Origin of the sequence: Micromonospora avicenniae (genome assembly GCF_900156065.1) — a bacterium.
Taxonomy (GTDB): Bacteria; Actinomycetota; Actinomycetes; order Mycobacteriales; family Micromonosporaceae; genus Micromonospora; species Micromonospora avicenniae.
Genome location: NZ_FTNF01000012.1, coordinates 186,723 through 209,895, shown reverse-complemented (window position 1 = coordinate 209,895; position 23,173 = coordinate 186,723). Strand labels below are relative to the sequence as shown.

Here is a 23,173-nt window from a genome sequence, read left to right as displayed (position 1 = left end):
TGACAGAATGTGGGACAGCGTGCCGGCGAGGATCCGAACGCCCTCTTCCGCACTAGCCTTAGGCCGTGCGGATTTCGTTGCTCGACGCGCTGGCCGACCGGATTCTCATCGCCGACGGGGCGATGGGCACGATGTTGCAGGCCGCCGACCTCACGCTGGACGATTTCGACGGGCTCGAGGGCTGCAACGAGATCCTCAACGTGACCCGGCCGGACGTGGTGCGGGGCGTGCACGAGGCGTACCTGGCCGCCGGCGCGGACTGCGTCGAGACCAACACGTTCGGCGCCAACCTGCCGAACCTCGGCGAGTACGACATCCCGCATCGGATCCGCGAACTGTCCGAGGCCGGTGCCCGGATCGCCCGGGAGGCCGCCGACGCGCACAGCACGCCCGAGCGGCCCCGGTTCGTACTCGGCTCCATCGGCCCGGGCACGAAGCTGCCCACCCTCGGCCACGCCGGCTACGCGGATCTGCGGGACGCGTACCAGCAGAACGCCGCCGGGCTGATCGAGGGCGGCGCGGACGCGCTGATCGTGGAGACCTGCCAGGACCTGCTCCAGGTGAAGGCGGCCATCGTCGGCTCGAAGCGGGCGATGGCCGAGCTCGACCGGGCGGTGCCGATCATCTGTCACGTCGCCGTCGAGACCACCGGCACGATGCTGGTGGGCAGTGAGATCGGTGCCGCGCTGGCGGCGATCGAGCCGCTGGGGGTGGACCTGATCGGGCTGAACTGCTCGACTGGGCCGGCCGAGATGGGCGAGCACCTGCGCTACCTCTCCCAGCACTCGCGGACCCGGCTCTCTGTGATGCCGAACGCCGGCCTGCCCGTGCTCACCGCCGACGGGGCGTACTTCCCGCTCACCCCGGTGGAGTTGGCCGACGCGCTGGAGCGCTTCGTCGGCGAGTACGGCGTCTCGCTGGTCGGCGGCTGTTGCGGCACCACCCCGGAGCACATTCGGATGCTCGCCGAGCGGCTGCACGGGGCCACCGCCGCCCCGCGTTCGCCGCAGCACGAGCCCGGCGTCTCGTCGGTGTACCACCCGGTGCCGTTCGCCCAGGACGCCTCGGTGCTGATGGTGGGGGAGCGGACCAACGCGAACGGCTCCAAGGCGTTCCGTGAGGCAATGCTCGCCGAGGACTGGCGGGCCTGCGTGGAGATCGCCCGCAGCCAGGCCCGGGACGGCTCGCACCTGCTGGACCTCTGCGTCGACTACGTCGGCCGGGACGGCACCCGCGACATGCGGGAGCTGGCCGGCCGGTTCGCCACCGCCTCCACCCTGCCGATCATGCTGGACTCGACCGAACCGGCGGTGATCGAAGCCGGGTTGGAGATGCTCGGCGGGCGCTGCGTGGTCAACTCGGTGAACTTCGAGGACGGCGACGGCCCGAACTCCCGGTACGCGCGGGTGATGCCGGTGGTCCAGGAGCACGGCGCGGCCGTGGTGGCGCTGCTCATCGACGAGGAGGGGCAGGCCCGTACCCGCGACTGGAAGGTCCGGGTCGCGGCGCGGCTGATCGAGGACCTCACCGGGCGCTGGGGGTTGGACCGCTCGGACATCCTCATCGACGCGTTGACCTTCCCGATCGCCACCGGCCAGGAGGAGACCCGCCGCGACGGCATCGAGACGATCGAGGCGATCCGGGAGATCGCCCGGCGTTACCCGGGGGTCAACTTCACCCTCGGCATCTCGAACATCTCCTTCGGGCTGAACCCGGCAGCCCGCCAGGTGCTCAACTCGGTCTTCCTGCACGAGTGCGTGCAGGCCGGGCTGACCTCGGCGATCGTGCACGCCAGCAAGATCCTGCCGATGTCGAAGATTCCCGAGGAGCAGCGCGAGGCGGCCCTCGACCTGGTCTACGACCGGCGCCGCGAGGGGTACGACCCGGTGCAGCGCTTCATCGAGCTCTTCGAAGGGGTCGACGCCGCCTCGGCACGGGCCGGGCGGGCCGAGGAACTGGCCGCGTTGCCGCTGGACGAGCGGCTCAAGCGCCGGATCATCGACGGTGAGCGCAACGGCCTGGAGGCCGACCTGGACACGGCGATGGCGCAGGGGCGCTCGCCGTTGTCGATCATCAACGACATCCTGCTCGACGGGATGAAGGTGGTCGGCGAGCTGTTCGGCTCCGGGCAGATGCAGCTGCCGTTCGTGCTCCAGTCCGCCGAGGTGATGAAGACCGCGGTGGCTTACCTGGAGCCGCACATGGAGACCGTCGAGGACGGTGGCAAGGGACGCATCGTGCTGGCCACCGTGCGCGGCGACGTGCACGACATCGGTAAGAACCTGGTGGACATCATCCTGTCCAACAACGGCTACGAGGTGGTGAACATCGGCATCAAGCAGCCGATCAGCGCCATCCTCGACGCCGCCGAGGAGCACCGCGCCGACGCGATCGGGATGTCCGGCCTGCTGGTCAAGAGCACGGTCATCATGAAGGAGAACCTCGCCGAGATGGCCAGCCGCGGGGTCGCGGAGCGCTGGCCCGTCCTGCTCGGTGGGGCGGCGCTGACCCGTTCGTACGTCGAGGACGACCTGCGGTCGATGTTCCCCGGGCAGGTGCACTACGCGCGGGACGCGTTCGAGGGGCTGTCCCTGATGAACCGGGTGATGGCGGCCAAGCGCGGCGGCGTACCGATCGTCGACGCGGACCGGGAGGCGGCGCTCGCCACCCGCCGCGCCCGCCGCGAGCGGCAGCGGGCGATCGTCACCGAGTCGCTGCCGCCGCTGGACGACGCCTCGGTCCGCTCCGACGTGGCCATGGACGTGGAGGTCCCCGCCCCGCCGTTCTTCGGCACCCGGGTCGTCAAGGGCGTACCCCTGGCCGACTACGCGGCGCTGCTGGACGAGCGGGCCACGTTCCTCGGTCAGTGGGGGCTGCGCGGCGCCCGTGGCGGGAAGGGGCCGTCCTACGAGGAGTTGGTGGAGACCGAGGGGCGGCCGCGGCTGCGCTACTGGCTGGACCGGCTCATCGCAAACCAGGTGCTCGAGGCGGCCGTCGTGTACGGGTACTTCCCCGCGTACTCGGAGGGCAACGACCTGGTGGTGCTGGACGAGAACGGGCATGCCGAGCGGGCCCGGTTCTCGTTCCCGCGGCAACGGCAGGAGCGGCGGCTGTGCCTGGCCGACTTCTTCCGTCCGCGCGGCGACGGGCCGGACGTGGTGGCGTTGCAACTGGTCACGGTGGGCCAGCCGATCAGCGAGTACGCCGCGAAACTCTTCGCCCGCAACGAGTACCGCGACTACCTGGAGGTGCACGGACTGTCCGTGCAGCTCACCGAGGCGCTCGCCGAGTACTGGCACAAGCGGGTCCGCTCCGAGCTGACGCTGCCCGGCGGGCGTACGCTCGCCGCCGACGACCCGGCGGACCTGGCCGGCCTGCTGCGCAACGACTACCGGGGCTGCCGGTACGCGTTCGGCTACCCGGCCTGCCCGGACCTGGAGGACCGCGCCAAGATCGTGGAGCTGCTCGGCGCGGACCGGATCGGCGTGCAGCTGTCGGAGGAGTTCCAGCTGATGCCGGAGCAAGCCACCGACGCGATCGTGGTGCACCACCCGGAGGCAAGCTACTTCAACGCCAAATAGTCCCAGCAAGTGCTCTGACCTGCATTTCCACCCCTTGCGGCGGCCTCAGAGCCATGATCATGCCGTCTCCAGGCCCGTCGGGGGTCTGCGGGTCGTCGGTGAAGGCGTGGTCGATCGCGCGGCGGATGCGGTCCTCGCCGGCCAGCAACAGGTGCGTGTAGATCCGGAGAGTGAAGCCGGGATCGGAGTGCCCCAGGTACGCCGAGAGGGCCTTCAGGCTTTCGCCGGCGTCGAGCAGGACCGAGGCGTAGGTGTGCCGGAGCACGTGCATGCCGTTGTGTCGGTTGTCGAGGACGCCGGTCGCGCGGATGGCGGGCACGGTCGACCTCGATCGGGGCGTCGGCCTGGACGGGTGACGCGCGCATCCCCAACGCGCCCTCATCGCTAACTTCCGGCAGGACCGTCCACCGCGGAGGTCTGGAAGTCGAGGGTGCCCCGTTGGTGCCGTGCCCGTCGCCACAGTTCCGCGCGGATGGCGGGCCACCGCTCTTGAAGCGCCTGCTGGGCGTACCACAGCGTGTCCAAGGGCTTTGGCCTGTCGTTGGGGTTGACGACCGTCGCGGTGAACGCTTGACCAGCGCGCATGCGGTGAAACCGTCGCCAGCGTTCAGGCGACATGCCTGGGCTGGCATTGACTTCCGCGCTCAGCCGGGAATCCATCGCGTGAGCCTCTTGCCCCAGATCCTTGCTGGCGGGCCAGTCGCGCGTCAACGTGCCGAGCACCGCGTTGACCAACGGCTCACTACGCAGTTCCCAGTCGTCAGCGAGCAGGTCGAGCACCCAGCGCAGTGCGGCGCGGTACGTCGGATCGCCGGCCATGAGGAGCATGGCCGCAAGGTCGGGGTCCGTAGCGGCGAAACTGCCCGGTGGGCGTGGGTCGTCCGGAATCGGCTTGCGCAGCACGACCGTCGGGTGCGGCTGGTCCAACCAGGCGGCGTCCAGCCGGATTCCGGTGCGTCGCTCCATCAAGGCCAGCTGCGCCGGATAGTCCAGGTCTGGATCGTCGGTGAGCCTGCGCAGCGCGGCGCGATCCTCGTCGAGGGCCTCAGGCTGCTCACCGCCAGGCCGGTCGTCATCGAGATGCTGCAACTGGGTCAGCAACCGGCCGAAGACGGCGTAGCACAGGAAACTACGCCCGTTGGCGGAGCCCCACCACGAGCTGTGCACGACAGCGCCGTCGGACAGCCACCGCAGAACCTCCTCGCGGATGCCCTCGGCGTCCATCACCTCCGCCATCACCACGGCCGGGCCTAGCTGGTTGAGGTGCACCACCGATGTCGCGGCATCAGCGTCCCATCCGCTCCGGTACTCGATCTCGGCTTGATCACCACCGAGCCGGCGCACCACCTCGGCCACCGTGACAGGCTTGGTCAACGGCTGTATGACCGTCCAGCATGGCACCTCGTCGATCAATTCCGGCCTCACCTCGAGCAGACGCTGGTACCACGCCACATCATCGCCGGCCATGAACCTGAGTCTCCCACTCGATGGAATCGGACGAGCAGCGAGGCTGACGTGGCGCTCCGCGGTGTCAACGGCCGAAGACGCCGTCGGCCGAGGGGGCTACAGCATGGCGATGCAGCAACGCGATGCGGCGTTCTGGGAAACCCGACGCGCGAGGATCGAGCGGGCTGCCAAGGCGGCGGTCGCCAAGCCCGACCACGACGTTGCCTCAACGCGCGCCTGAACCGTGACACGGCCCCGAGCCGCCGACGTGAGACCTGCCGGCTGCCGGCGATGTCGGGCTCTGCCGTGGGTGGCGTAATCGGCTTGTACGGTGTGTTGAGGGCTGCTTCGCTGTTGCCCGTGACCGAACTCCAAACCCCGCGACTGTGCCTACACACCATCGACAGCGCAGAGGGTGAACGCATCGTCGGGCGGCGCGCCGCAGCCGGCGACGTCTGGGCCGAGGATTTTCCCTTCGATGGCGACGTCTTCGGCGTCACGGCCTTTCTCAGAGCCACCGCCGCCCACGGAGAGCAGCGCCCCTTCGGGCACTACCGGATCACCCGGACCGCCGATGGGAAGGCCATCGGTGGAATCGGGTTCAAGGGGCAGCCGGTCGACGGATGTGTCGAGGTGGGTTACGGCCTCGCCCCGTCAGCCCGTGGTCACGGCTATGCCGCGGAGGCACTCGAGGCCCTGTTGAGCGTCGCGACCGATCACGGACTGTCCCGCGTCGTCGCCGACACCACCGGGGACAACATCGCTTCCCAGGGGACTCTCGAACGTGCCGGGTTCCGTCGAGTCGGCACCAACGGTGAGTTCCACCGGTACGAGGCGCTCCTCGGCACCCCTTCGCGACCGGCTCAGCCGTAGGCGCGCCATGAGCACTCGTCCGCCTCCGCCACCGGGCGGCAGGGGTGCAGTTCCTTCGCCCCCATGACAAGACCGCGCTCCGACCTTTGAGGACGCGTTGCGGGACAGCCTGGTGCAGGCCGATCACTACGACAGATTCGCCGAGCACCACCCGAACGTCTATGAGGTGGTGAACCCGGACGCCGACTACTTCGCCTCGAAGCGCGCTGAGTCCGAGGCCGCCGCCGTACGCCGCCCTGCCGCATGCGGCAGAGCCGCAGGACCGGGTTACCGCAGGCAGCCGGTGGCGAGCAGCGCCGCGGTGGGTAGGTTGAGCCGCCCGTCCGCGTCGAGGTGCGCGGCGGTCAGCCGGTCGTACTCGTGCCGGGCCCGTCGGCGGAACTCGGCCGTGGTGCCGTCGAGCAGCAGCCCGAGCTGACCGATGCCGGCGGCCGGCCCGGCCCACCAGTCCTCCGGGTCGGTGCGGTGCACCCACGACAGCGTCTCGCACCGCACCGCGTCCAGTCCCGCGGCACGCAGCAACCCGGTCAGGCCCGCGGGCGTACGGTCGAAGTTCCGGTCGGCGGCCACTCGCGGCAGGTCCGGCCGGGGCGGCCCGCCGGCTGCCTCGTACGCCTGCCCCCAGAGCCGTTGCAGCGGCGGCTGCGGGTGAGGCCAGACGGTGACCGCCACCTTTCCGCCGGGGCGTACCACCCGGCGCAGCGCCACGACGGCGGCCAGTGGATCGCCGACGTGGTTGATCACGAAGTTCGCCACCGCGGCATCGAAGACGCCGGTGGGGAAGGGCAGCAGTGGCAGCACGGCCTGCGCGAAGTGGCCCGCCGGACGGGCCGCCCGGGCTGTGGCGATCATGCTGGCCTCGGCGTCCACCGCGGTCACGGTCGCTCCACGGGCGGCGGCGAGCGCCGCCACGCCGCCCGGCCCGGTGCCGACGTCCAGCACCCGGGTGCCGGCGTCCACCTCCGCGGCGTCCAACAGGGCGGGTGCCGGGTAGGCGCAGAGCCGGCCGAAGCTGCGCGCGTACGCCTCCGCCCGTCCGGCCCACCGCCGACGTTCATGATCGTCGAATCTCGTCATCGACGTGACCCTAGTGCCTGTTTCATCAGACCGTGCCCGGCTGCGCCGGCCCGAGGGGACGACCGGCGGCCTTGACGGTTCGTTCGGATACAACACCGGTATCCGGACGAACCGCCGCCTGGGACCCGGCTCGCTCGGGCGAGCCTCATGAAGCAGGCCCTGGTCGCGCTCTTCCCATGCCGGGCCCCGCGCTGTGCCCAGGCGGGCATGGCGCACGTACCGTCGGGGCATCGCGTGCGCGAGCACGGTGCCGGGGGAGGACGATGTGGACGGACGGTCGACAGGTCGGTTCCGAGGGCCGCTGGCGGGGCTGCTGGTGGCGCTCGTCGCGGCCGGCGGTTGCTTCGTCGGCGGCGTGGGTGACCCGCAGGGCCGCGGGCCGGCGCCGGCGGAGCCGACGGCGGCGCCGGGCACGGCCACCACCCGCGCCGACGGCACCACCAGCGTCGAGGAGTTCGCCCAGGACGTCGCCGACGCGCAGGCCGTCGCCGAGCGCTACTGGGCGGCCCAGTTCCGGTCGTCGGGGGAGCGGTTCCGGCCGGTCCGGCGGATCATCCCCTACCAGCGGGCCGGTGAGGTCTCCTGCGGCGGGCAGGCGCTGCCCCGCAACAACGCCGTCTACTGCTCGCAGGGTGACTTCATCGCGTACGACGTGGCCTGGTCGGTGGCCGCGTTCCGGCAGGTCGGCGACGCGTTCGTGTTCTACCTGCTGGGTCACGAGTACGCCCACGGCATCCAGGTGCGCCTCGGCATCCGCTACAACTTCACCATCCAGCAGGAGCTGCAGGCCGACTGCATGGCCGGGGCGTACCTCGGCGACTCGGTGCGGTCCCGTCTGCTCACCCTCGGCGAGGGCGACCTGGAGGAGTTCCGGGAGGGGCTGGCGGCGGTCGGTGACGACCCCGACCAGCCCTGGTTCGCCGAGGGCTCGCACGGCACCGCGGAGCAGCGCACCGAGTCGTTCTTCCGCGGCTACGAGGGGTCGCTCGCCGCCTGCGATCTCCGCTGACCGTGGCCGGTCGGGCGCGGTGGGCCGGGCGATTGCGTGGGTCACCCGGGCGGGCACCGCGACGACCGAACCAGCGTGCCCCTGAGAGGATCCCGGCATGTCCCTGGAGGATCCGTACACCAGCCGTCATCCCGCCGCCATTCTCTTCGACATGGACGGCACCCTGGTCGACAGCGAGAAGCTGTGGGACGTCGCGTTGCAGGAGCTCGCTGAGACGTACGGCGGCACGCTGTCCGACGCCGCCCGTAAGGCGATCATCGGCACGGCCATGGCCGATTCGATGCGGATCCTCCACGACGACCTCGGCCAGCCGGAGCGGGACCCGGCGGTCAGCGCGGCGTGGATCGACGCGCGGATCCTGGAGCTGTTCCGCTCCGGGTTGCGGTGGCGGCCGGGGGCGATGGCCCTGCTCAAGGCGGTACGCGCGGCCGGCATCCCGACCGCTCTGGTCACCTCCAGTGGCCGGCCTCTCGTCGAGGTGGCCCTGGAGACCCTCGGGCGGGACAGCTTCGACGTGGTGGTCTGCGGCGACGAGGTGGTCGCGACCAAGCCGCACCCGGAGCCGTACCTGACCGCCGCTCGGCTGCTCGGTGTGCCGATCGAGCGGTGCGTGGCGATCGAGGACTCGCGGACGGGAGTGGCCAGCGCCCTGGCGGCCGGCGCCGCCGTGCTGGCCGTACCGGGCGAGGTGCCACTGGCGCCGACGGACGGCGTACACCAGCTCGAGAGCTTGACCGCGGTGGACCTGGAGTTGCTCGCCGCGCTGCTCGGCGAGCCGAACGCCGGGCGGTGACGCGGCGTGGGCCCCACCGGTCGGCGGGGCCCACGCAGAGATCGTCCGGGGCCATCGGTGGCCCGGATGCGCGGCGACCCCCGGCCGGGTTGGCCGGGGGTCGCTTGCTGCGCACGGGTCAGTCGTGGGCGATCGCGCCCAGGACGTTGATCCGGGCGGCCCGGACCGCGGGCAGGACCGCGGCGACCACTCCGACGACCGCGGCGAGCCCGAGGGCGACCAAGATCTGCGTCCACGGCAGGACCAGGTCGGTGATGCCCTCGTCCTTCAGCGCCTCGACCACCGCGGCACCCAGACCGGCGCCGACGACGACCCCGAGCAGCGCGCCGAACACCGAGATCACCACCGCCTCGACGGTGATCATCCGCATGGTCTGCGCCCGGCGTAGCCCGATGGCCCGCAACAGCCCCAGCTCGCGGGTGCGTTCCAGCACCGACAGCGCCAGCGTGTTGACGATGCCGAGGACCGCGATCACGATGGCCAGGGCCAGCAGGATCTGGATCATCGTGAGCAACCCGTCCACCTGGCCGGCCTGCTGATCGATGAACGCGTCCCGGTCGGCCACCGACACCTCGGGGGAGTCGGCGAGCAGCGCCTCGACCTGCGGCTGCACGTTGGCGACCTGCGTGCCAGCTGCCAGCTGGATGAAGCCCTGGACCGGCTGCGGGATGGCGAAGTCGCGGGCCGCCTCCGCCGGGAGCACGATCCCGTTGGTCAACTGGCTGCTGGCGTAGATGCCGGTGACCGTGTACGTGCTGGGTTCGCCCCGGGCCAGCTGCACCGGCACCGTCGAACCGACCGAAAGCCCCCGGTCCTGCGCGGTGTCCGTGCTGATCAGCATCTGGTTCGGCCCGAGCCGGTCGATGTCACCGGCCGTGGGCTGCACTCCGAAGATCTGCCGGAGCGCGGTGTCGTTGCTGCTCGCCGCCACCCAGGTGCGTTCCCCGCCGACCACGGCCAGGTCGCCGTACTCGCCGTCGACCAGTTGGACGCCGGGGATCGCGGCGACCTTCTCGAGCACCGCCGGGTCGAACGTCGGCGGCCGCGGGCCGCTCTGCACACCGGCGATGACCAGTTCGGCCTTGATGGTGTCCTGGGCGAGGCCGCTGATGCTGCTCTTGGCCGAGTCCAGGATCACCGTCACGCCGGTGACCAGGGCGATGCCGACCATCAGCGCGGCCGCGGTGATGGCGGTGCGGCGCGGGTTGCGCCCCGAGTTGAGCCGCCCCAGCTTGCCCGGCACCGACCAGGCGAAGATCGCCCCGAGCAGGCTCACCACCGGCCGGCTGATCAGCGGGGTCAGCAACGCGACACCGATGAAGGCGAACAACACCCCACCGAGGATCGTCACCAGCGTGTTGCCGCCCGCGTTGCCGGAGAGGCCGAGGAAGAGCAGCGCCGCGCCGACCGCGCTGACCAGACCACCGGCCACCGTGATCCGGGTCAGCGGGCGGTCCGGGGTGGCCACGTCCTGCATCGCCGCGATCGGCGGGATCCGCGAGGCCCGCAGCGCCGGCAGCAGGGCCGCCACCACGGTGATGATCAGGCCGACCGCGAACGCGCTGATCACGGCCGAGAGCGGTACGCCGATCCCGGCCAGGGTGAGCCCGCCGGCAAGGTTGCCGAACGCCCACGCGAGCAGTGCGCCGATGCCGATGCCGGCGGCCAGGCCGAGCACCGAGGCGATCAGGCCCACGGCGATCGCCTCCAGCACCACCGAGCCGATCATCTGCCGGCGGCTGGCCCCGATGGCGCGCATCAACGCCAGCTCACGGGTGCGCTGCGCCACGATGATCGAGAAGGTGTTGAGGATCAGGAACGTGCCGACCAGCAGCGCCACCGCCGCGAAGCCGAGCAGGATCCGGTTGAAGAACGACAGCGCCTCCTTGAAGCCCTCCGCGGCTTCCTCCGAGAGTTGCTTGCCGGTCTTCACCACGTAGGCGTCGCCCACCGCGGTGGTCACGGAGTCGCGCAGCGACTCGGGGGTGACGGCGTCGGCCGCCTTCACGCTCACGCTGTTGAACGTGTTCGGCTCGCCCAGCATCAGGCGCTGAGCCACCGGAGTGGTGAACATGATCTCGTTGGAGCCGCCGATCGAGTCCCGGCCACCGCTGTAGCCGAAGATCCCGACGATGGTGAACTCCTGTTTCGGTTCCATCGGGGTGAGCACCCCGACCCGGTCCCCGAGCTTCACCTTGCCCGCGTCGGCGAGCCCCTTGTTGATGACGATCTCGTCGGCGGCGTCGGCTCCGCGTCCCTCGCGCAGCTGGATCAGGTCCGTCTCGCCGGTCCAGTTCTCGCCGAGCTGCGGCGGACCGAACGAGGCGACGGCCTTGCCGTTGCTGCCGATCAGCCGGGCCCCGTCGACGGCGACCACCCCGGTCGCCTCGGCCACCCCGGGCACCGCGCGGACCTTCTCGACCGTGCCCGCCGGGAACGGCGGCGCCTGCTGTTCGCCCTCCATCTCCGACATCGCGATCTTCGGCTTGGCCGCGACGTTGACGTCCACTCCCTCGTACGCGTCCGCGAAGATCGCGTCGAAGGTGCGGCCGAGGGTGTCGGTCAGCACGAACGCGCCGGAGACGAACATCACGCCGAGTACGACTGCCAGGCCGGAGAGGGTGAGTCGCAGCTTGCGTGCCAGCAGGCTCTTGAGCGTCGCCCGGAGCATCAGCCGTTCACCTCGGCCGAGACGTCCAGCTTCTTCATCGTGTCCAGCACGGTCTCGGCGGTCGGCTCGATCAACTCCGAGACGATCTGCCCGTCGGCCAGGAAGACCACCCGGTCGGCGTACGCGGCGGCGGTCGGGTCGTGGGTGACCATGACGATGGTCTGACCGTGCTCACGTACCGAGTTGCGCAGGAAGTTCAGCACCTCCGCACCGGCGCGGGAGTCCAGGTTCCCCGTCGGCTCGTCAGCGAAGATCACCTCGGGGCGGGAGACCAGGGCGCGGGCGCACGCCACCCGCTGCTGCTGCCCGCCGGAGAGCTGCGCCGGCCGGTGGTCCAGCCGGTCCCGCAGCCCAACCGTGTCGATCACGATGTCGTACCAGGCCGGGTCCGGCTTACGCCCGGCGATCGACAACGGCAGCAGGATGTTCTCCTTGGCGCTGAGCGTGGGCAGCAGGTTGAACTGCTGGAAGATGAAGCCCACCTTGTCCCGGCGCAGCCTGGTCAGCCCGGCGTCGCCCAGGCCGGTGACAGTGGTGTCGCCGATCGACACCGTCCCCCGGGTCACCGAGTCCAACCCCGCCAGGCAGTGCATCAACGTCGACTTGCCGGACCCCGACGGGCCCATGATCGCGGTGAAGCGACCCCGCTCGAACTCGGCGCTGACCCCCCGTAGCGCGACGACCTGCGCCTCGCCGCTGCCGTACACCTTCCATACGTCGCTCGCCCGGGCCGCGGCCTGCGCCTGCTGGCCTACCGTCGCGGTCACGTCTTCTCCCTCTGTCGTGCGGTCGGTCCGCGCCGCCCCCCGCTGTGTTCGGCGCGGCAGTCCCATCCTCCGCGTTCACCGCCCCAGTCTTCTCCGACCTCGGTCGGAGCCGTGGCGGATTTCCGCGCTGCGGGTGCCCCCCATCCCGACTCAGGGTTGCCCCTGATCGCCGCGGCCGATCGACCACGGGGCGTCGTCGTCGAGCACCCGGGCCCGACGTCGTTGGGTTCGCGCCGCCTGAGGGTCAACCGTGTCCGGCCGTCTGCGGTCACGGTAGGTGACGACGGCAACAGCTACCTCGCGCCGAGGAGGGATCTTCGAACACGCCGATGGGGGTAGTCCGCCGGCCGCACTACCACCTGGGGCGTACGAGGCCCGTCTCATATGCCAGCACGACGGCCTGCACCCGGTCGCGGAGCCCCAGCTTCATCAACACGTGCCCGACGTGCGTCTTGATGGTGGTCTCGCTCACCGACAGCGCCGCGGCGATCTCGGAGTTGGACAAGCCGCGGGCGACGTGCACCAGCACCTCCCGCTCCCGCTCGGTGAGCGCGGCCAGCGAGCGCGGCGGCGCGGCCGACGGGTCCGGCAGCACCTCGGCGAACCGGTCCAGCAGCCGCTTGAGGATGCGCGGCGCCACCACCGCCTCGCCGGCGGCCACGGTGCGGATCGCCGTGACCAGGTCCTCGGCGGGCACGTCCTTGGCCAGGAAGCCGCTGGCCCCGGCGCGCAGTGCCCCCACCACGTACTCGTCGAGGTCGAAGGTGGTGAGGATCAGCACCCGTACCGGCAGGCGGGCGTCGACGATCGCCCGGGTGGCCGTCACCCCGTCCATCCGCGGCATGCGGATGTCCATCAGCACCACGTCGGGCAGCAGCCGGCGGGACAGGTCCACCGCCTCCACGCCGTCACCGGCCTCGGCGACGACGTCCAGGTCCTGCTCCGCGCCCAGCACCATCCGGAACCCGGTGCGCAGCAGCGGCTGATCGTCGGCGAGCAGGACACGTACCGGCCGTGGCGTCCGATCGGTCATCGCCCCTCCTGTCCCGTCCGTCACGCCGGCCCGTAGGACACCACCGTAGAGCCCGACCCGCTACCGCATGCCCACCAGAGCATGCCCCACGCCGGGGGAGCCGGGAACCGGGCCGCGCCCGGCGTCGATGATCTCCACCGTCAGCACCGCCCCCGGATGCTCGGTCACACCGCGACGGTAGCCGCGCCGATCAGCGCCGACGACGAGGCCGGTCAATCCGTGGGGACGAGGTCTACTCGTCCGCCCCGGGCTGCGCAGGCCGGGACCGGGCGTCGAGCAGCGGGTCGGGCGTCACCGTGGGCGCCGGGAACGGCGGCGGTGTGCCGCCGAAGCTCGGGCAGAGCGCCTGGTGGTTGCACCAGTCGCAGAGACGGCTCGGCCGGGGCCGGAAATCCTGCTGCTCGGTGGCCTGCTCGATCGCCCGCCACAGCGCCACCACCGTCCGCTCGAACCGGACCAGCTCGTCGGCGTCGGGGGAGTAGTCGCAGATCTCGGCGTCGCGCAGATAGAGCAGGCGCAGCACGCGCGGAACCACACCCCGGGTGCGCCACAGCACCAGGGCGTAGAACTTCAGCTGGAACAGGGCGCGCGCCTCGAACGCCTCACGCGGCGCGCCGCCGGTCTTGTAGTCGACCACCCGAAGCGCGCCGTCCGGCGCGACGTCGAGGCGGTCGAGGTAGCCGCGGATCAGCAGCTCGTCGTCGACCACCGCCGAGATCAGACTCTCCCGCTCGGCGGGCTCCAGCCGGCGCGGATCCTCCACCGCGAAGTAGCCCTCGAGCAACGCCGCGGCCGACCGGAGGAACTCGGTGCGGGCGGCCGGGTCACCGTCGGCGGGAAACAGCCCGGCCAGCTCCGGCTGCTCGGTGACCAGCCGGTCCCACTGCGGGGCGACCAGGTCGCCGGCGGCCTCCGGGCTGCGGCCGGTGGCGGGCAGGTCGAACAGCCGCTCCAGCACCGCGTGCACCAGCGTGCCGCGGGCCTGCTCGACGGTGGGCCGCTCGGGCAGCCGGTCGATGCTGCGGAACCGGTAGAGCAGAGGGCAGGTCTTGAAATCCGCCGCCCGCGACGGCGACAACGAGGCCCGCACCGTCGCCGGCACCTCCGCCGTGGCAGTGGACTGTCGCGTGGTCACCGGGTCCGCCGTCATGTGGGGAAGATTAGGCCACCGGTGTGACACCCTCCGCCCCCGCCGCCCCGCGCGCCGTCTCAGAAACAGTACGTAGCATCGACCCGATGGAGCAGACGTCCCGGCCGCGGCGCCGGCCCCGCGGCAGTCCCGGCCTGACCGTGGGACGGGTGTTCGGCGTACCGCTACACCTCAACGGCTCGATGCTCCTGCTCGCCCTGCTGGTCACCGTGCTGTACGCCGAGTTCGCCCGCGACCAGCTGGCCCTGTCGCAGCTCAGCGGCTACGTCATCGGCGTCGGGTTCGTGGTGTCCCTGCTCGGTTCGGTGCTGCTGCACGAGCTCGGTCACGCCCTCACCGCCCGCCGGTTCGGCATCGGCGTGCGGGGGATCACCCTCGAACTGCTGGGCGGCTACACCGAGATGGACCGCGACGCCCCGTCCCCCCGGGTGGACCTGCTGGTGTCGCTGGCCGGGCCGGCGGTCTCCGCGGTCCTCGGCGGGGTCGCCGTCGCGGTCACCCTCGCCCTGCCCGACCGTACGGTCGCCAACCAGCTCGCGTTCCAGCTCGCGGTGAGCAACGTGATCGTGGCGGTCTTCAACGCGCTGCCCGGCCTGCCGCTCGACGGCGGGCGGGCGTTGCGCGCCGCCGTCTGGGCGCTGACCCACGACCGGCATCGGGGGACCGAGGTGGCCGGCTGGGTGGGGCGGATCGTCGCCGCCGGCACCGCCGGGCTGGTCGCCGTGCTCACCCTCACCCACCACCTCGCCCCGCTGGCGCTGCCGCTGATGCTGCTGGTGGCGTTCACCCTGTGGCGCGGCGCCGGCCAGTCGATCCGATACGCGAAGGTCAGCCGGCGCTTCCCGCTGATCGACCTGGCCCGCCTGGCCCGGCCGATCTGGCCGGTGCCGACCGGCACCCCGCTCGCCGAGGCGCAGCGCCGAGCCGAGGACGCGCGGACCGGCGCGACGCTGCTCGTCACCGACAGCACCGGCCGGCCCGTCGGCCTGGTCGACCCGGTCGCCGTGGCGGCGGTACCCGTCGAGCGCCGACCCTGGCTCGCCGTCGACGCGGTGTCCCGATCGCTGTCCACGCTGCCCGTCCTCGCCGTTGGACTGGACGGGGAACGCGTGATGGAGGCCGTGCAGACCCACCCGGGCGCGCAGTACGTGGTGACCTCAGGCGAAGATGTCGTCGGCGTTCTGCACATCGCGGATCTCGCCCAGCTCCTCGAACCCGACCGGAAGATGAACACGTGAGCGCAACTCCCTCCGCCGTCCCGGCCCACCCGGATGCCCCGGCATCCGCCGACCGCCCCGGGCTGCCACCGGCGCGCCGGGGCGCCTTCCAGGTCGGCGACCGGGTGCAGCTGACCGACCCGAAGGGGCGGATGCACACCATCACCCTGGAGCCCGGCAAGGCCTTCCACACCCACCGCGGCATCCTCGAGCACGACGCGCTCATCGGTCAGCCCGACGGCAGCGTGGTCACCACCAGCGGCGGTGGCACCGCGTTCCTCGCCCTGCGCCCGCTGCTCGCCGACTACGTGTTGTCCATGCCGCGCGGCGCGCAGGTCATCTACCCGAAGGACTCCGCGCAGATCGTCGCGATGGGCGACATCTTCCCCGGCGCCAAGGTACTCGAGGCCGGCGCGGGATCCGGCGCGCTCAGCTGCTCGCTGCTGCGGGCGGTCGGCACCGAGGGAGAGCTGCACTCGTACGAGGTCCGCGAGGACTTCGCCCAGATCGCCCGCCGCAACGTGGAGTCGTTCTTCAACGGTCCGCACCCGGCGTGGAACCTGCACGTCGGTGACGTGGCCCAGTGCCGGGAGACCGGCTTCGACCGGATCATCCTCGACATGCTCACCCCCTGGGAGACCCTGGACATGGTCGAGCGGGCGCTGCTGCCCGGCGGGGTGTTCATCGGCTACGTGGCCACCACCCCGCAGCTGTCCGAGCTGGTCGAGGCGTTGCGCGAGCGGGGCGGCTGGACCGAGCCCCGGGCCTGGGAGTCCCTGGTGCGTGACTGGCACGCCGAGGGCCTCGCCGTCCGCCCGGACCACCGGATGGTCGCCCACACCGCGTTCCTCGTCTCCGCCCGCAAGCTCGCCCCCGGCGTGACCGCGCCGCCCCGGCGACGCAAGCCGAGCAAGGGCACCGAGGCGTACGTCCAGCGCCGCCAGGTGCTGCGGGAGGCGGAGGCGGCCCGGCAGGCGGCCGCCCAGGCGGAGGTCACAGCGCCCGAGGCAGCGGAGGAGATGGACACGCCGTGACGGGCCGGCTGGCATGAGTGCACGGTCGTTCCGGCAGCGAACGGTCCTGGGGGGCGTCGACCAGAGGGAGGAAACGGCATGAGCGGCCCGGGCTACGGCGGCGGTGACCTGCCAGCGGTCTTCCCGGACTGGTCGCCGTACCAGGACCTCGAGTCGGCGGCGCGGGCCTACCTGCGCGACCCGGACATCGCTCTGGAGGCGCTCGGCGGGGTGCTGCGCGGTGCGTCGGTGCTCGGCTTCACGCTCGAACGCTTCGTCAACGAGGTCAACGGGGTGTGGCAGGAGGTCGTCGTCTGCGACGGCAGCCGGCTGATCCTCTGGCACGGCGAGGACGTGCCGCCGGGGGAGGGGCCGCCCGGGTCGATGACCTCGTCGTTACGGGTGGTGCCGGTCTCCACGGTCACCGAGGTCGGCTGTCGGCGGCGGCTCACCCGCTCCGACAACGGCGACGTCCGCGTCGACAGCATCGACGTCTACCTGCTGCTGACCTCGCTCGACGAGGCGCCGCCACCCGAGGAGGTGGCCGGCGCGCCCCGCCACGACGCGCTGCGCTTCGGCAAGACCCTCGACGACGGCGGCGCCGGACAGATCGCCCGGCTGGAGGAGTTCGCGCGGCTGGTCGCCTCGGTCGTCGGCCGGCCGATGCTCTGACCGCACGGCCGGGCTGCTCCGTCGCGCCGCCGGCGCGTCCGTCAGGCGCACCGCCCCGGCGGCGCGGACCAGTGAGGCGGTCCGCTCAGTCCTCGGCGTCGGGGCCGGCCACCTCGACGCCGTCGCCGGCGCGTACCACGTGGATGCACTCGCCCGGGCACTCCTTCGCCGAGTCGATCACCTCGAGGCGCAGGTGCTCGGGCACGTCGACCCGGCTGCCCGGGGTCTGCAGCAGCTCACCGTCGGGGCTCTTGACGTAGGCCAGGCCGTCGATGTCGAACTCGAAGACCTCCGGCGCGTACTGCACGCAGAGCCCGTCGCCCGTGCAGAGATCCTGGTCCACCCAGACCTGAAGCTGGTCCGTCGCGACCTGCGCCACCGGTGCACCCCCCATGTTCTCCCGTCCTACGCCCCGACGTTACCCGAACGCCCGCACCGGTCCCGATGCCCACCCTTGGCGATCAAGGTTCGGTGACAGGGGCGTTGCGCGGGACCGAATCGGGCTCATAGCGGCTAGTGTTAGGGCAGAACGTTCAAGCCCCCCGGGGAGGTGGGACGTGGCACGCAGCGACGACGCGGACTCGCGCGCCGCACGGTGGGAGAAGGAGGCCCACGATCTCTCCACGCAGGTCGCCTTCCTCCAAGAGGAACTCGCCCTGGTGCGGCGCAAGTTGACCGAAGGCCCCCGACACGTCCGGCAGCTCGAGGAGCGGCTGGCCGCCACCCAGGCGCAGTTGGCGCGGCTGACCGAGAACAACGAACGGCTCGTGAGCACCCTCAAGGAGGCTCGCGCGCAGATTGTGACGCTCAAAGAGGAGATCGACCGCCTCGCTCAGCCACCGAGTGGCTACGGAGTGTTCCTCGCTCGGCACGACGACGGCACCGTCGACGTCTTCACCGGCGGCCGCAAGCTGCGCGTCGCGGTGTCGCCGTCGTTGGACGTCGCCGAACTGCGGCGCGGGCAGGAGGTGCTGCTCAACGACGCGCTCAACATCGTCGACGCGTTCGGCTACGAGCGGGTCGGCGAGGTGGTGATGCTCAAGGAGGTGTTGGAGAGCCCCGGCGGAGGGCCCGGTGACCGGGCGCTGGTGGTCTCCCACTCCGACGAGGAGCGCATCGTGCACCTCGCCGAGAGCCTGATCGGATCCCCGATCCGGGCCGGCGACTCGCTGATGATCGAGCCCCGTTCGGCGTACGCGTACGAGCGGATCCCGAAGAGCGAGGTCGAGGAACTGGTCCTCGAGGAGGTGCCCGACGTCGACTACTCCGACATCGGTGGCCTCCAGGCGCAGATCGAGCAGATCCGCGACGCGGTGGAACTGCCCTTCCTGCATGCCGACCTGTTCCGCGAGCATCAGCTCCGCCCGCCCAAGGGGATCCTGCTCTACGGACCGCCCGGCTGCGGTAAGACGCTGATCGCCAAGGCGGTGGCCAACTCGCTGGCCAAGAAGATCGCCGAGCGGCGGGGCGAGGAGAAGCACACCAGCTTCTTCCTCAACATCAAGGGCCCCGAGCTGCTCAACAAGTACGTCGGCGAGACCGAGCGGCACATCCGGCTGATCTTCCAGCGAGCCCGGGAGAAGGCCGGCGAGGGCACCCCGGTGATCGTGTTCTTCGACGAGATGGACTCGGTCTTCCGCACCCGTGGTTCCGGCGTCTCCTCCGACGTGGAGAACACCATCGTCCCGCAGCTGCTCAGCGAGATCGACGGTGTGGAGGGCCTGGAGAACGTCATCGTCATCGGCGCGTCCAACCGCGAGGACATGATCGACCCGGCCATCCTGCGTCCCGGCCGGCTCGACGTGAAAATCAAGATCGAGCGGCCGGACGCCGAGGCGGCAAAGGACATCTTCTCCAAGTACATCCTCTCGGGTCTGCCGCTGCACGCCGACGACCTGACCGAGCACGGCGGTGACCCACAGGCCACCGTGGCAGCGATGATCGACGCGGTCGTGCTGCGGATGTACTCCGAGACCGAGGAGAACCGGTTCCTCGAGGTCACCTACGCCAACGGCGACAAGGAAGTCCTCTACTTCAAGGACTTCAACTCGGGCGCGATGATCCAGAACATCGTCGACCGGGGCAAGAAGATGGCCATCAAGGAGTTCCTCACCTCCGGCCGCAAGGGACTGCGCCTGCAGCACCTGCTCGACGCCTGCGTCGACGAGTTCCGGGAGAACGAGGACCTGCCCAACACCACGAACCCGGACGACTGGGCCCGCATCTCCGGCAAGAAGGGCGAGCGGATCGTCTACATCCGCACGCTCGTCTCCGGTGGCAAGGGCACCGACGCCGGCAGGTCCATCGAGACCGCGAGCAACACCGGCCAGTACCTCTGACCGGTAGCGCGCGACGACGGGGCCCGGGGTGGCGTACGCCCCGGGCCCCGTCCATCGCCGCATCCGGCCCGAGCCGGATCTCCGCGCGCCGGGCCGCGGCCCGGCGCACCCGGCGCCGGTGGACCCGCCACACCATCCGGGGACGGCGCAACCCCGGCGAAGCCCCCGTTCGCCGTGTGGCCGACTACGCTCGACGGGACGGGGGACCGGTCGGGCGAGCGGAGCGAGCAGGTCGATGAGCGTACGACGGATCATGGGCACCGAGGTCGAGTACGGCATCTCCGTGCCCGGCCAGGCCGGTGCCAACCCGATGGTCACCTCCTCCCAGGTGGTGAACGCCTACGGGGCGCGCCCGGAACTCAATCGCGGTGGCCGCGCCCGCTGGGACTACGAGGAGGAGTCGCCGCTGCGCGACGCCCGGGGTTTCACCTACTCCGGTGCCGCCTACGACCCCGCGGAGGCCCTCGCCGACGAGGACCTGGGGCTCGCCAACGTGATACTGACCAATGGCGCGCGCCTCTACGTCGACCACGCGCACCCCGAGTACTCCACTCCGGAGGTGACCAACCCGCTGGACGTGGTCCGTTGGGACAAGGCCGGTGAGCGGGTGATGGCCGAGGCGGCCCGGCGGGCGGCCACCATCCCCGGCACCCAGCCGATCCACCTCTACAAGAACAACACCGACAACAAGGGCGCCAGCTACGGCGCGCACGAGAACTACCTGATGCGGCGGCAGACCCCGTTCGCGGACATCGTGGCGTACCTGACCCCGTTCTTCGTCACCCGGCAGGTCGTCTGCGGCGCCGGGCGGGTCGGCATCGGCCAGGACGGCAGCCAGAGTGGCTTCCAGATCTCCCAGCGGGCCGACTTCTTCGAGGTCGAGGTCGGCCTGGAGACCACCCTCAAGCGGCCGATCATCAACACGCGCGACGAGCCGCACGCGGACGCGGACAAGTACCGGCGGCTGCACGTCATCATCGGCGACGCCAACCTCTCCGAGATCTCCACCTACCTGAAGGTCGGCACCACCGCCCTGATCCTCACGATGATCGAGGAGAAGGCGCTCGGCCCCGACCTGGGAATCGCCGATCCGGTCAACGAGCTGCGCGCGGTCAGCCACGACCCGTCGCTGACCCACCTGATGCGGATGCGCGACGGCCGGCGGCTCACGGCGCTGGACGTGCAGTGGGCGTACTACGAGCGCGTGCGGTCCTTTGTCGACGACCGTTACGGCGACGATGTGGACGCCCAGACCGGGGACGTGCTGGCCCGCTGGGAGAGCGTGCTGGACCGGCTCGGCCGGGATGCGATGCTCTGCGCCGACGAGCTGGACTGGGTGGCGAAGCTGCGGCTGCTGCACGGTTACCAGGAGCGGGAGAAGCTCGGCTGGGGTGCGCACAAGCTCCAACTGGTCGACCTGCAGTACTCCGACGTGCGTCCCGAGAAGGGCCTCTACCACCGACTGGTTTCGCGCGGGGCGATGAAGACGCTGCTTAGTGACGAGCAGACCCGCACCGCCATGACCGAGCCGCCGGAGGACACCCGGGCGTACTTCCGTGGCCGCTGTCTCGCCCAGTACGCCTCTGAGGTGGTCGCGGCGAGCTGGGACTCGGTCATCTTCGACGTGGGCCGCGAGTCGCTGGTGCGGGTGCCGATGATGGAGCCGGAGCGGGGTACCCGCAAGCACGTCGGGGCGCTCTTCGACCGGTGCGCCAGCGCCAAGGACCTGTTGGAGACGCTCACCGGCGGCTGACTCGCCGTTGTGTGAAAGCCCGTCGCGTTGCGGCTACGGCGCGCGGCGGGCTTTTCGTCGCCTGCGCGGGGTAAGTTTCTCGCAAGAGATCGTTGGAGGAGGCAGCAATGGCCACTCGTGACAGCGGCGGTCAGTCGCAGTCGGGCAAGTCCCGCCAGAACGAGGAAGTCGAGGACGTCACGGCCGAGGCGAACCCGGAGGTCGCCGAGCGGCACGCCGAGATCACCGAGGATGTCGACGACCTGCTCGACGAGATCGACTCCGTCCTCGAGGAGAACGCTGAGGAGTTCGTGAGAGGATACGTACAAAAAGGGGGCGAATGAACAAAATGTCCGATTCGTCCAGCGAGTCGGGCAACAAGTGCCCCCAGTGCGAGCGAACGTTGCCCGCAACAGAGTTTCATCGAGACCGGCGACGGGTCGACGGTCTCGCCTACTACTGCAAGACCTGCGCGGCGGCTCGCTCCGAGGCGAGCCGTCGCAAGCGCGGGATCGGACCGCAGAAAAAGGCTTCGGTGTCGGTCCCCGACGGCATGAAGTGGTGTCCGGACTGCAATCAGGTCAAGCCTCTTGAGGACTTCCCGCAGACCAAGAAGGCGAGTGGGAGGCACAGCTACTGCAAGCCCTGCCACAACGCACGCGGCAAAGAGACCGCCCAGCGGCTCTACGGCGGCAATCGTGAATACCACCTGCGGCGGCGGTACGGCGTCGGGCAGAAGGAGTTCGATGAGCTCCTCGCCGAGCAAGGTGGCGTCTGCGCGGTCTGTGGTACCCCCGATCCGGAACATCTGGACCACGATCATCGCACCGGATGGGTGCGCGGGATACTCTGCTTCAACTGCAACGGTGGTCTTGGCCAGTTCCGAGACAGTCCCGAGCGACTGGCCAGGGCGATCACGTACCTGAGAGGAACCACGTGGCAGCGGGTTTTGATCCATCCGGGCGTCTACCAGATGTGTTCACCAACGCGGGGACGTCCTCCTTCACGGCGTTCCTGAGCAAGGTGGCACCCGAGATGCTGCCCGGCCGGCGGCCGCTGCCGCCGGGCATGGCGGCCGACATGGCGCCGCACGCGACCACCATCGTGGCCATCTCGGCCGCCGGGGGCGTCGTGATGGCGGGCGATCGGCGGGCCACGATGGGCAACCTGATCGCCCAGCGCGACATCGAGAAGGTGCACCCGGCCGACGCGTACTCGCTGGTCGGCATCGCCGGCACCGCCGGGATCGGCATCGAGCTGATGCGGCTGTTCCAGGTGGAGCTGGAGCACTACGAGAAGATCGAGGGCGCCATGCTCTCGCTCGACGGCAAGGCCAACCGGCTCGCCTCGATGATCCGGGGCAACCTCGGCGCCGCCATGCAGGGCCTCGCGGTGATCCCGCTCTTCGCCGGCTTCGACCTGGCAGCCGCCGACCCGGCCAAGGCCGGCCGGATCTTCAGCTTCGACGTCACCGGTGGCCCTTACGAGGAGACCGGCTACGACGCCATCGGCTCCGGCTCGCTGTTCGCCAAGTCTGCCCTGAAGAAGCGGTTCCGGGCTGGACTGTCGATCGACGACGCGGTCAAGCTCGCGGTCGAGGCGCTCTACGACGCCGCCGACGACGACACCGCGACCGGTGGCCCCGACCTGACCCGCCGCATCTACCCGGTCGTGATGACCGCGACCGCGGAGGGCACGCACCGGCTCACCGACGCCGAGACGGCGGCGATCGCGGAGGCAGTGGTCTCCGGCCGGATGGAGAACCCCGGCGGCTGACCGCCGTCCGTATTCGTCAGCAGT

20 protein-coding genes are annotated in these 23,173 nt (G+C 70.9%); 12 read left to right on the top strand and 8 right to left on the bottom strand.

Annotated elements, in window-relative coordinates:
- The first annotated feature begins 65 nt into the window (after positions 1-65).
- Complete coding sequence (metH, locus tag BXA10_RS19700; protein ID WP_175649245.1) at positions 66-3,581, top strand: methionine synthase; 3,516 nt, start codon at positions 66-68, stop codon at positions 3,579-3,581.
- On the opposite strand, the gene BXA10_RS19695 is transcribed toward metH, so the two are convergent.
- Together BXA10_RS19695 and BXA10_RS19690 are read right to left on the bottom strand one after the other, a co-directional pair.
- Positions 3,568-3,900, bottom strand: coding sequence for a tyrosine-type recombinase/integrase (locus tag BXA10_RS19695; RefSeq protein ID WP_245828317.1), 333 nt, complete (start codon positions 3,898-3,900; stop codon positions 3,568-3,570). The two genes, metH and BXA10_RS19695, sit on opposite strands and share 14 nt — an antisense overlap.
- A gap of 65 nt (positions 3,901-3,965) precedes the next feature.
- The gene (locus tag BXA10_RS19690) at positions 3,966-5,048 is read right to left on the bottom strand and encodes a DUF6461 domain-containing protein (protein WP_076471865.1); all 1,083 of its coding nucleotides are present in this window, start codon (positions 5,046-5,048) and stop codon (positions 3,966-3,968) included.
- Between the two features lie 339 nt (positions 5,049-5,387).
- Here BXA10_RS19690 and BXA10_RS19685 point away from each other — a divergent pair, with 339 nt between their 5' ends.
- Complete coding sequence (locus tag BXA10_RS19685) at positions 5,388-5,900, top strand: GNAT family N-acetyltransferase (RefSeq protein ID WP_076471864.1); 513 nt, start codon at positions 5,388-5,390, stop codon at positions 5,898-5,900.
- Between the two features lie 267 nt (positions 5,901-6,167).
- Here the strand turns inward: BXA10_RS19685 and BXA10_RS19680 are convergent, their stop codons facing one another.
- On the bottom strand, positions 6,168-6,977 hold the full coding sequence (locus BXA10_RS19680) for a class I SAM-dependent methyltransferase (RefSeq protein WP_076471863.1): 810 nt from the start codon (positions 6,975-6,977) through the stop codon (positions 6,168-6,170).
- A 265-nt stretch (positions 6,978-7,242) separates the two neighbouring features.
- Between BXA10_RS19680 and BXA10_RS19675 the strand changes: the two genes are divergently transcribed.
- Together BXA10_RS19675 and BXA10_RS19670 are read left to right on the top strand one after the other, a co-directional pair.
- A complete protein-coding gene (locus tag BXA10_RS19675; protein ID WP_076471862.1) occupies positions 7,243-7,986 on the top strand; it encodes a neutral zinc metallopeptidase in 744 nt (247 codons plus the stop codon).
- Positions 7,987-8,125: 139 nt separating this feature from the next.
- Positions 8,126-8,779, top strand: a complete 654-nt coding sequence (locus BXA10_RS19670) for an HAD family hydrolase (protein WP_076471897.1) — start codon at positions 8,126-8,128, stop codon at positions 8,777-8,779.
- Between the two features lie 118 nt (positions 8,780-8,897).
- Here BXA10_RS19670 and BXA10_RS19665 read toward each other — a convergent pair whose 3' ends face one another.
- The 4 genes from BXA10_RS19665 to BXA10_RS19650 all read right to left on the bottom strand — a co-directional run bounded on the left by BXA10_RS19665 (position 8,898) and on the right by BXA10_RS19650 (position 14,400).
- Positions 8,898-11,450 carry an ABC transporter permease gene (locus BXA10_RS19665; protein WP_076471861.1) on the bottom strand — a complete coding sequence of 851 codons (2,553 nt, stop codon included), beginning with the start codon at positions 11,448-11,450 and terminating at the stop codon, positions 8,898-8,900.
- On the bottom strand, positions 11,450-12,217 hold the full coding sequence (locus tag BXA10_RS19660) for an ABC transporter ATP-binding protein (RefSeq protein ID WP_076471860.1): 768 nt from the start codon (positions 12,215-12,217) through the stop codon (positions 11,450-11,452). The genes BXA10_RS19665 and BXA10_RS19660 overlap by 1 nt, the downstream gene beginning before the upstream one ends.
- Before the next feature lie 352 nt (positions 12,218-12,569).
- The gene (locus tag BXA10_RS19655) at positions 12,570-13,250 is read right to left on the bottom strand and encodes a response regulator (protein WP_076471859.1); all 681 of its coding nucleotides are present in this window, start codon (positions 13,248-13,250) and stop codon (positions 12,570-12,572) included.
- A 232-nt stretch (positions 13,251-13,482) separates the two neighbouring features.
- Positions 13,483-14,400, bottom strand: coding sequence for a RecB family exonuclease (locus tag BXA10_RS19650; RefSeq protein ID WP_076471858.1), 918 nt, complete (start codon positions 14,398-14,400; stop codon positions 13,483-13,485).
- Between the two features lie 182 nt (positions 14,401-14,582).
- Here BXA10_RS19650 and BXA10_RS19645 point away from each other — a divergent pair, with 182 nt between their 5' ends.
- The 3 genes from BXA10_RS19645 (at position 14,583) to BXA10_RS19635 (ending at position 17,302) form a co-directional block, all read left to right on the top strand.
- Positions 14,583-15,638: a site-2 protease family protein gene (locus tag BXA10_RS19645; RefSeq protein ID WP_245828323.1), complete on the top strand. Its 1,056-nt coding sequence runs from the start codon at positions 14,583-14,585 to the stop codon at positions 15,636-15,638.
- On the top strand, positions 15,635-16,651 hold the full coding sequence (locus BXA10_RS19640; RefSeq protein WP_425436094.1) for a tRNA (adenine-N1)-methyltransferase: 1,017 nt from the start codon (positions 15,635-15,637) through the stop codon (positions 16,649-16,651). Before BXA10_RS19645 ends, BXA10_RS19640 begins: the two co-directional genes overlap by 4 nt.
- A 78-nt stretch (positions 16,652-16,729) precedes the next feature.
- Positions 16,730-17,302, top strand: coding sequence for a hypothetical protein (locus tag BXA10_RS19635; RefSeq protein ID WP_076471856.1), 573 nt, complete (start codon positions 16,730-16,732; stop codon positions 17,300-17,302).
- A gap of 85 nt (positions 17,303-17,387) precedes the next feature.
- On the opposite strand, the gene BXA10_RS19630 is transcribed toward BXA10_RS19635, so the two are convergent.
- A complete protein-coding gene (locus BXA10_RS19630; protein ID WP_076471895.1) occupies positions 17,388-17,681 on the bottom strand; it encodes a ferredoxin in 294 nt (97 codons plus the stop codon).
- Between the two features lie 178 nt (positions 17,682-17,859).
- Here BXA10_RS19630 and arc point away from each other — a divergent pair, with 178 nt between their 5' ends.
- The 5 genes from arc to prcB all read left to right on the top strand — a co-directional run bounded on the left by arc (position 17,860) and on the right by prcB (position 23,149).
- Entirely contained in the window at positions 17,860-19,641 is a 1,782-nt protein-coding gene (gene arc, locus BXA10_RS19625) for a proteasome ATPase (protein WP_076471855.1), read from the top strand.
- 235 nt (positions 19,642-19,876) lie between these two features.
- Positions 19,877-21,394 carry a depupylase/deamidase Dop gene (gene dop / locus BXA10_RS19620; protein WP_076471854.1) on the top strand — a complete coding sequence of 506 codons (1,518 nt, stop codon included), beginning with the start codon at positions 19,877-19,879 and terminating at the stop codon, positions 21,392-21,394.
- A gap of 107 nt (positions 21,395-21,501) precedes the next feature.
- Positions 21,502-21,717, top strand: a complete 216-nt coding sequence (locus tag BXA10_RS19615; protein ID WP_076471853.1) for a ubiquitin-like protein Pup — start codon at positions 21,502-21,504, stop codon at positions 21,715-21,717.
- The gene (locus BXA10_RS19610) at positions 21,714-22,391 is read left to right on the top strand and encodes an endonuclease VII domain-containing protein (RefSeq protein ID WP_245828316.1); all 678 of its coding nucleotides are present in this window, start codon (positions 21,714-21,716) and stop codon (positions 22,389-22,391) included. Before BXA10_RS19615 ends, BXA10_RS19610 begins: the two co-directional genes overlap by 4 nt.
- The gene (prcB, locus tag BXA10_RS19605) at positions 22,310-23,149 is read left to right on the top strand and encodes a proteasome subunit beta (protein ID WP_175649244.1); all 840 of its coding nucleotides are present in this window, start codon (positions 22,310-22,312) and stop codon (positions 23,147-23,149) included. Before BXA10_RS19610 ends, prcB begins: the two co-directional genes overlap by 82 nt.
- The last annotated feature ends 24 nt before the right edge of the window (positions 23,150-23,173 follow it).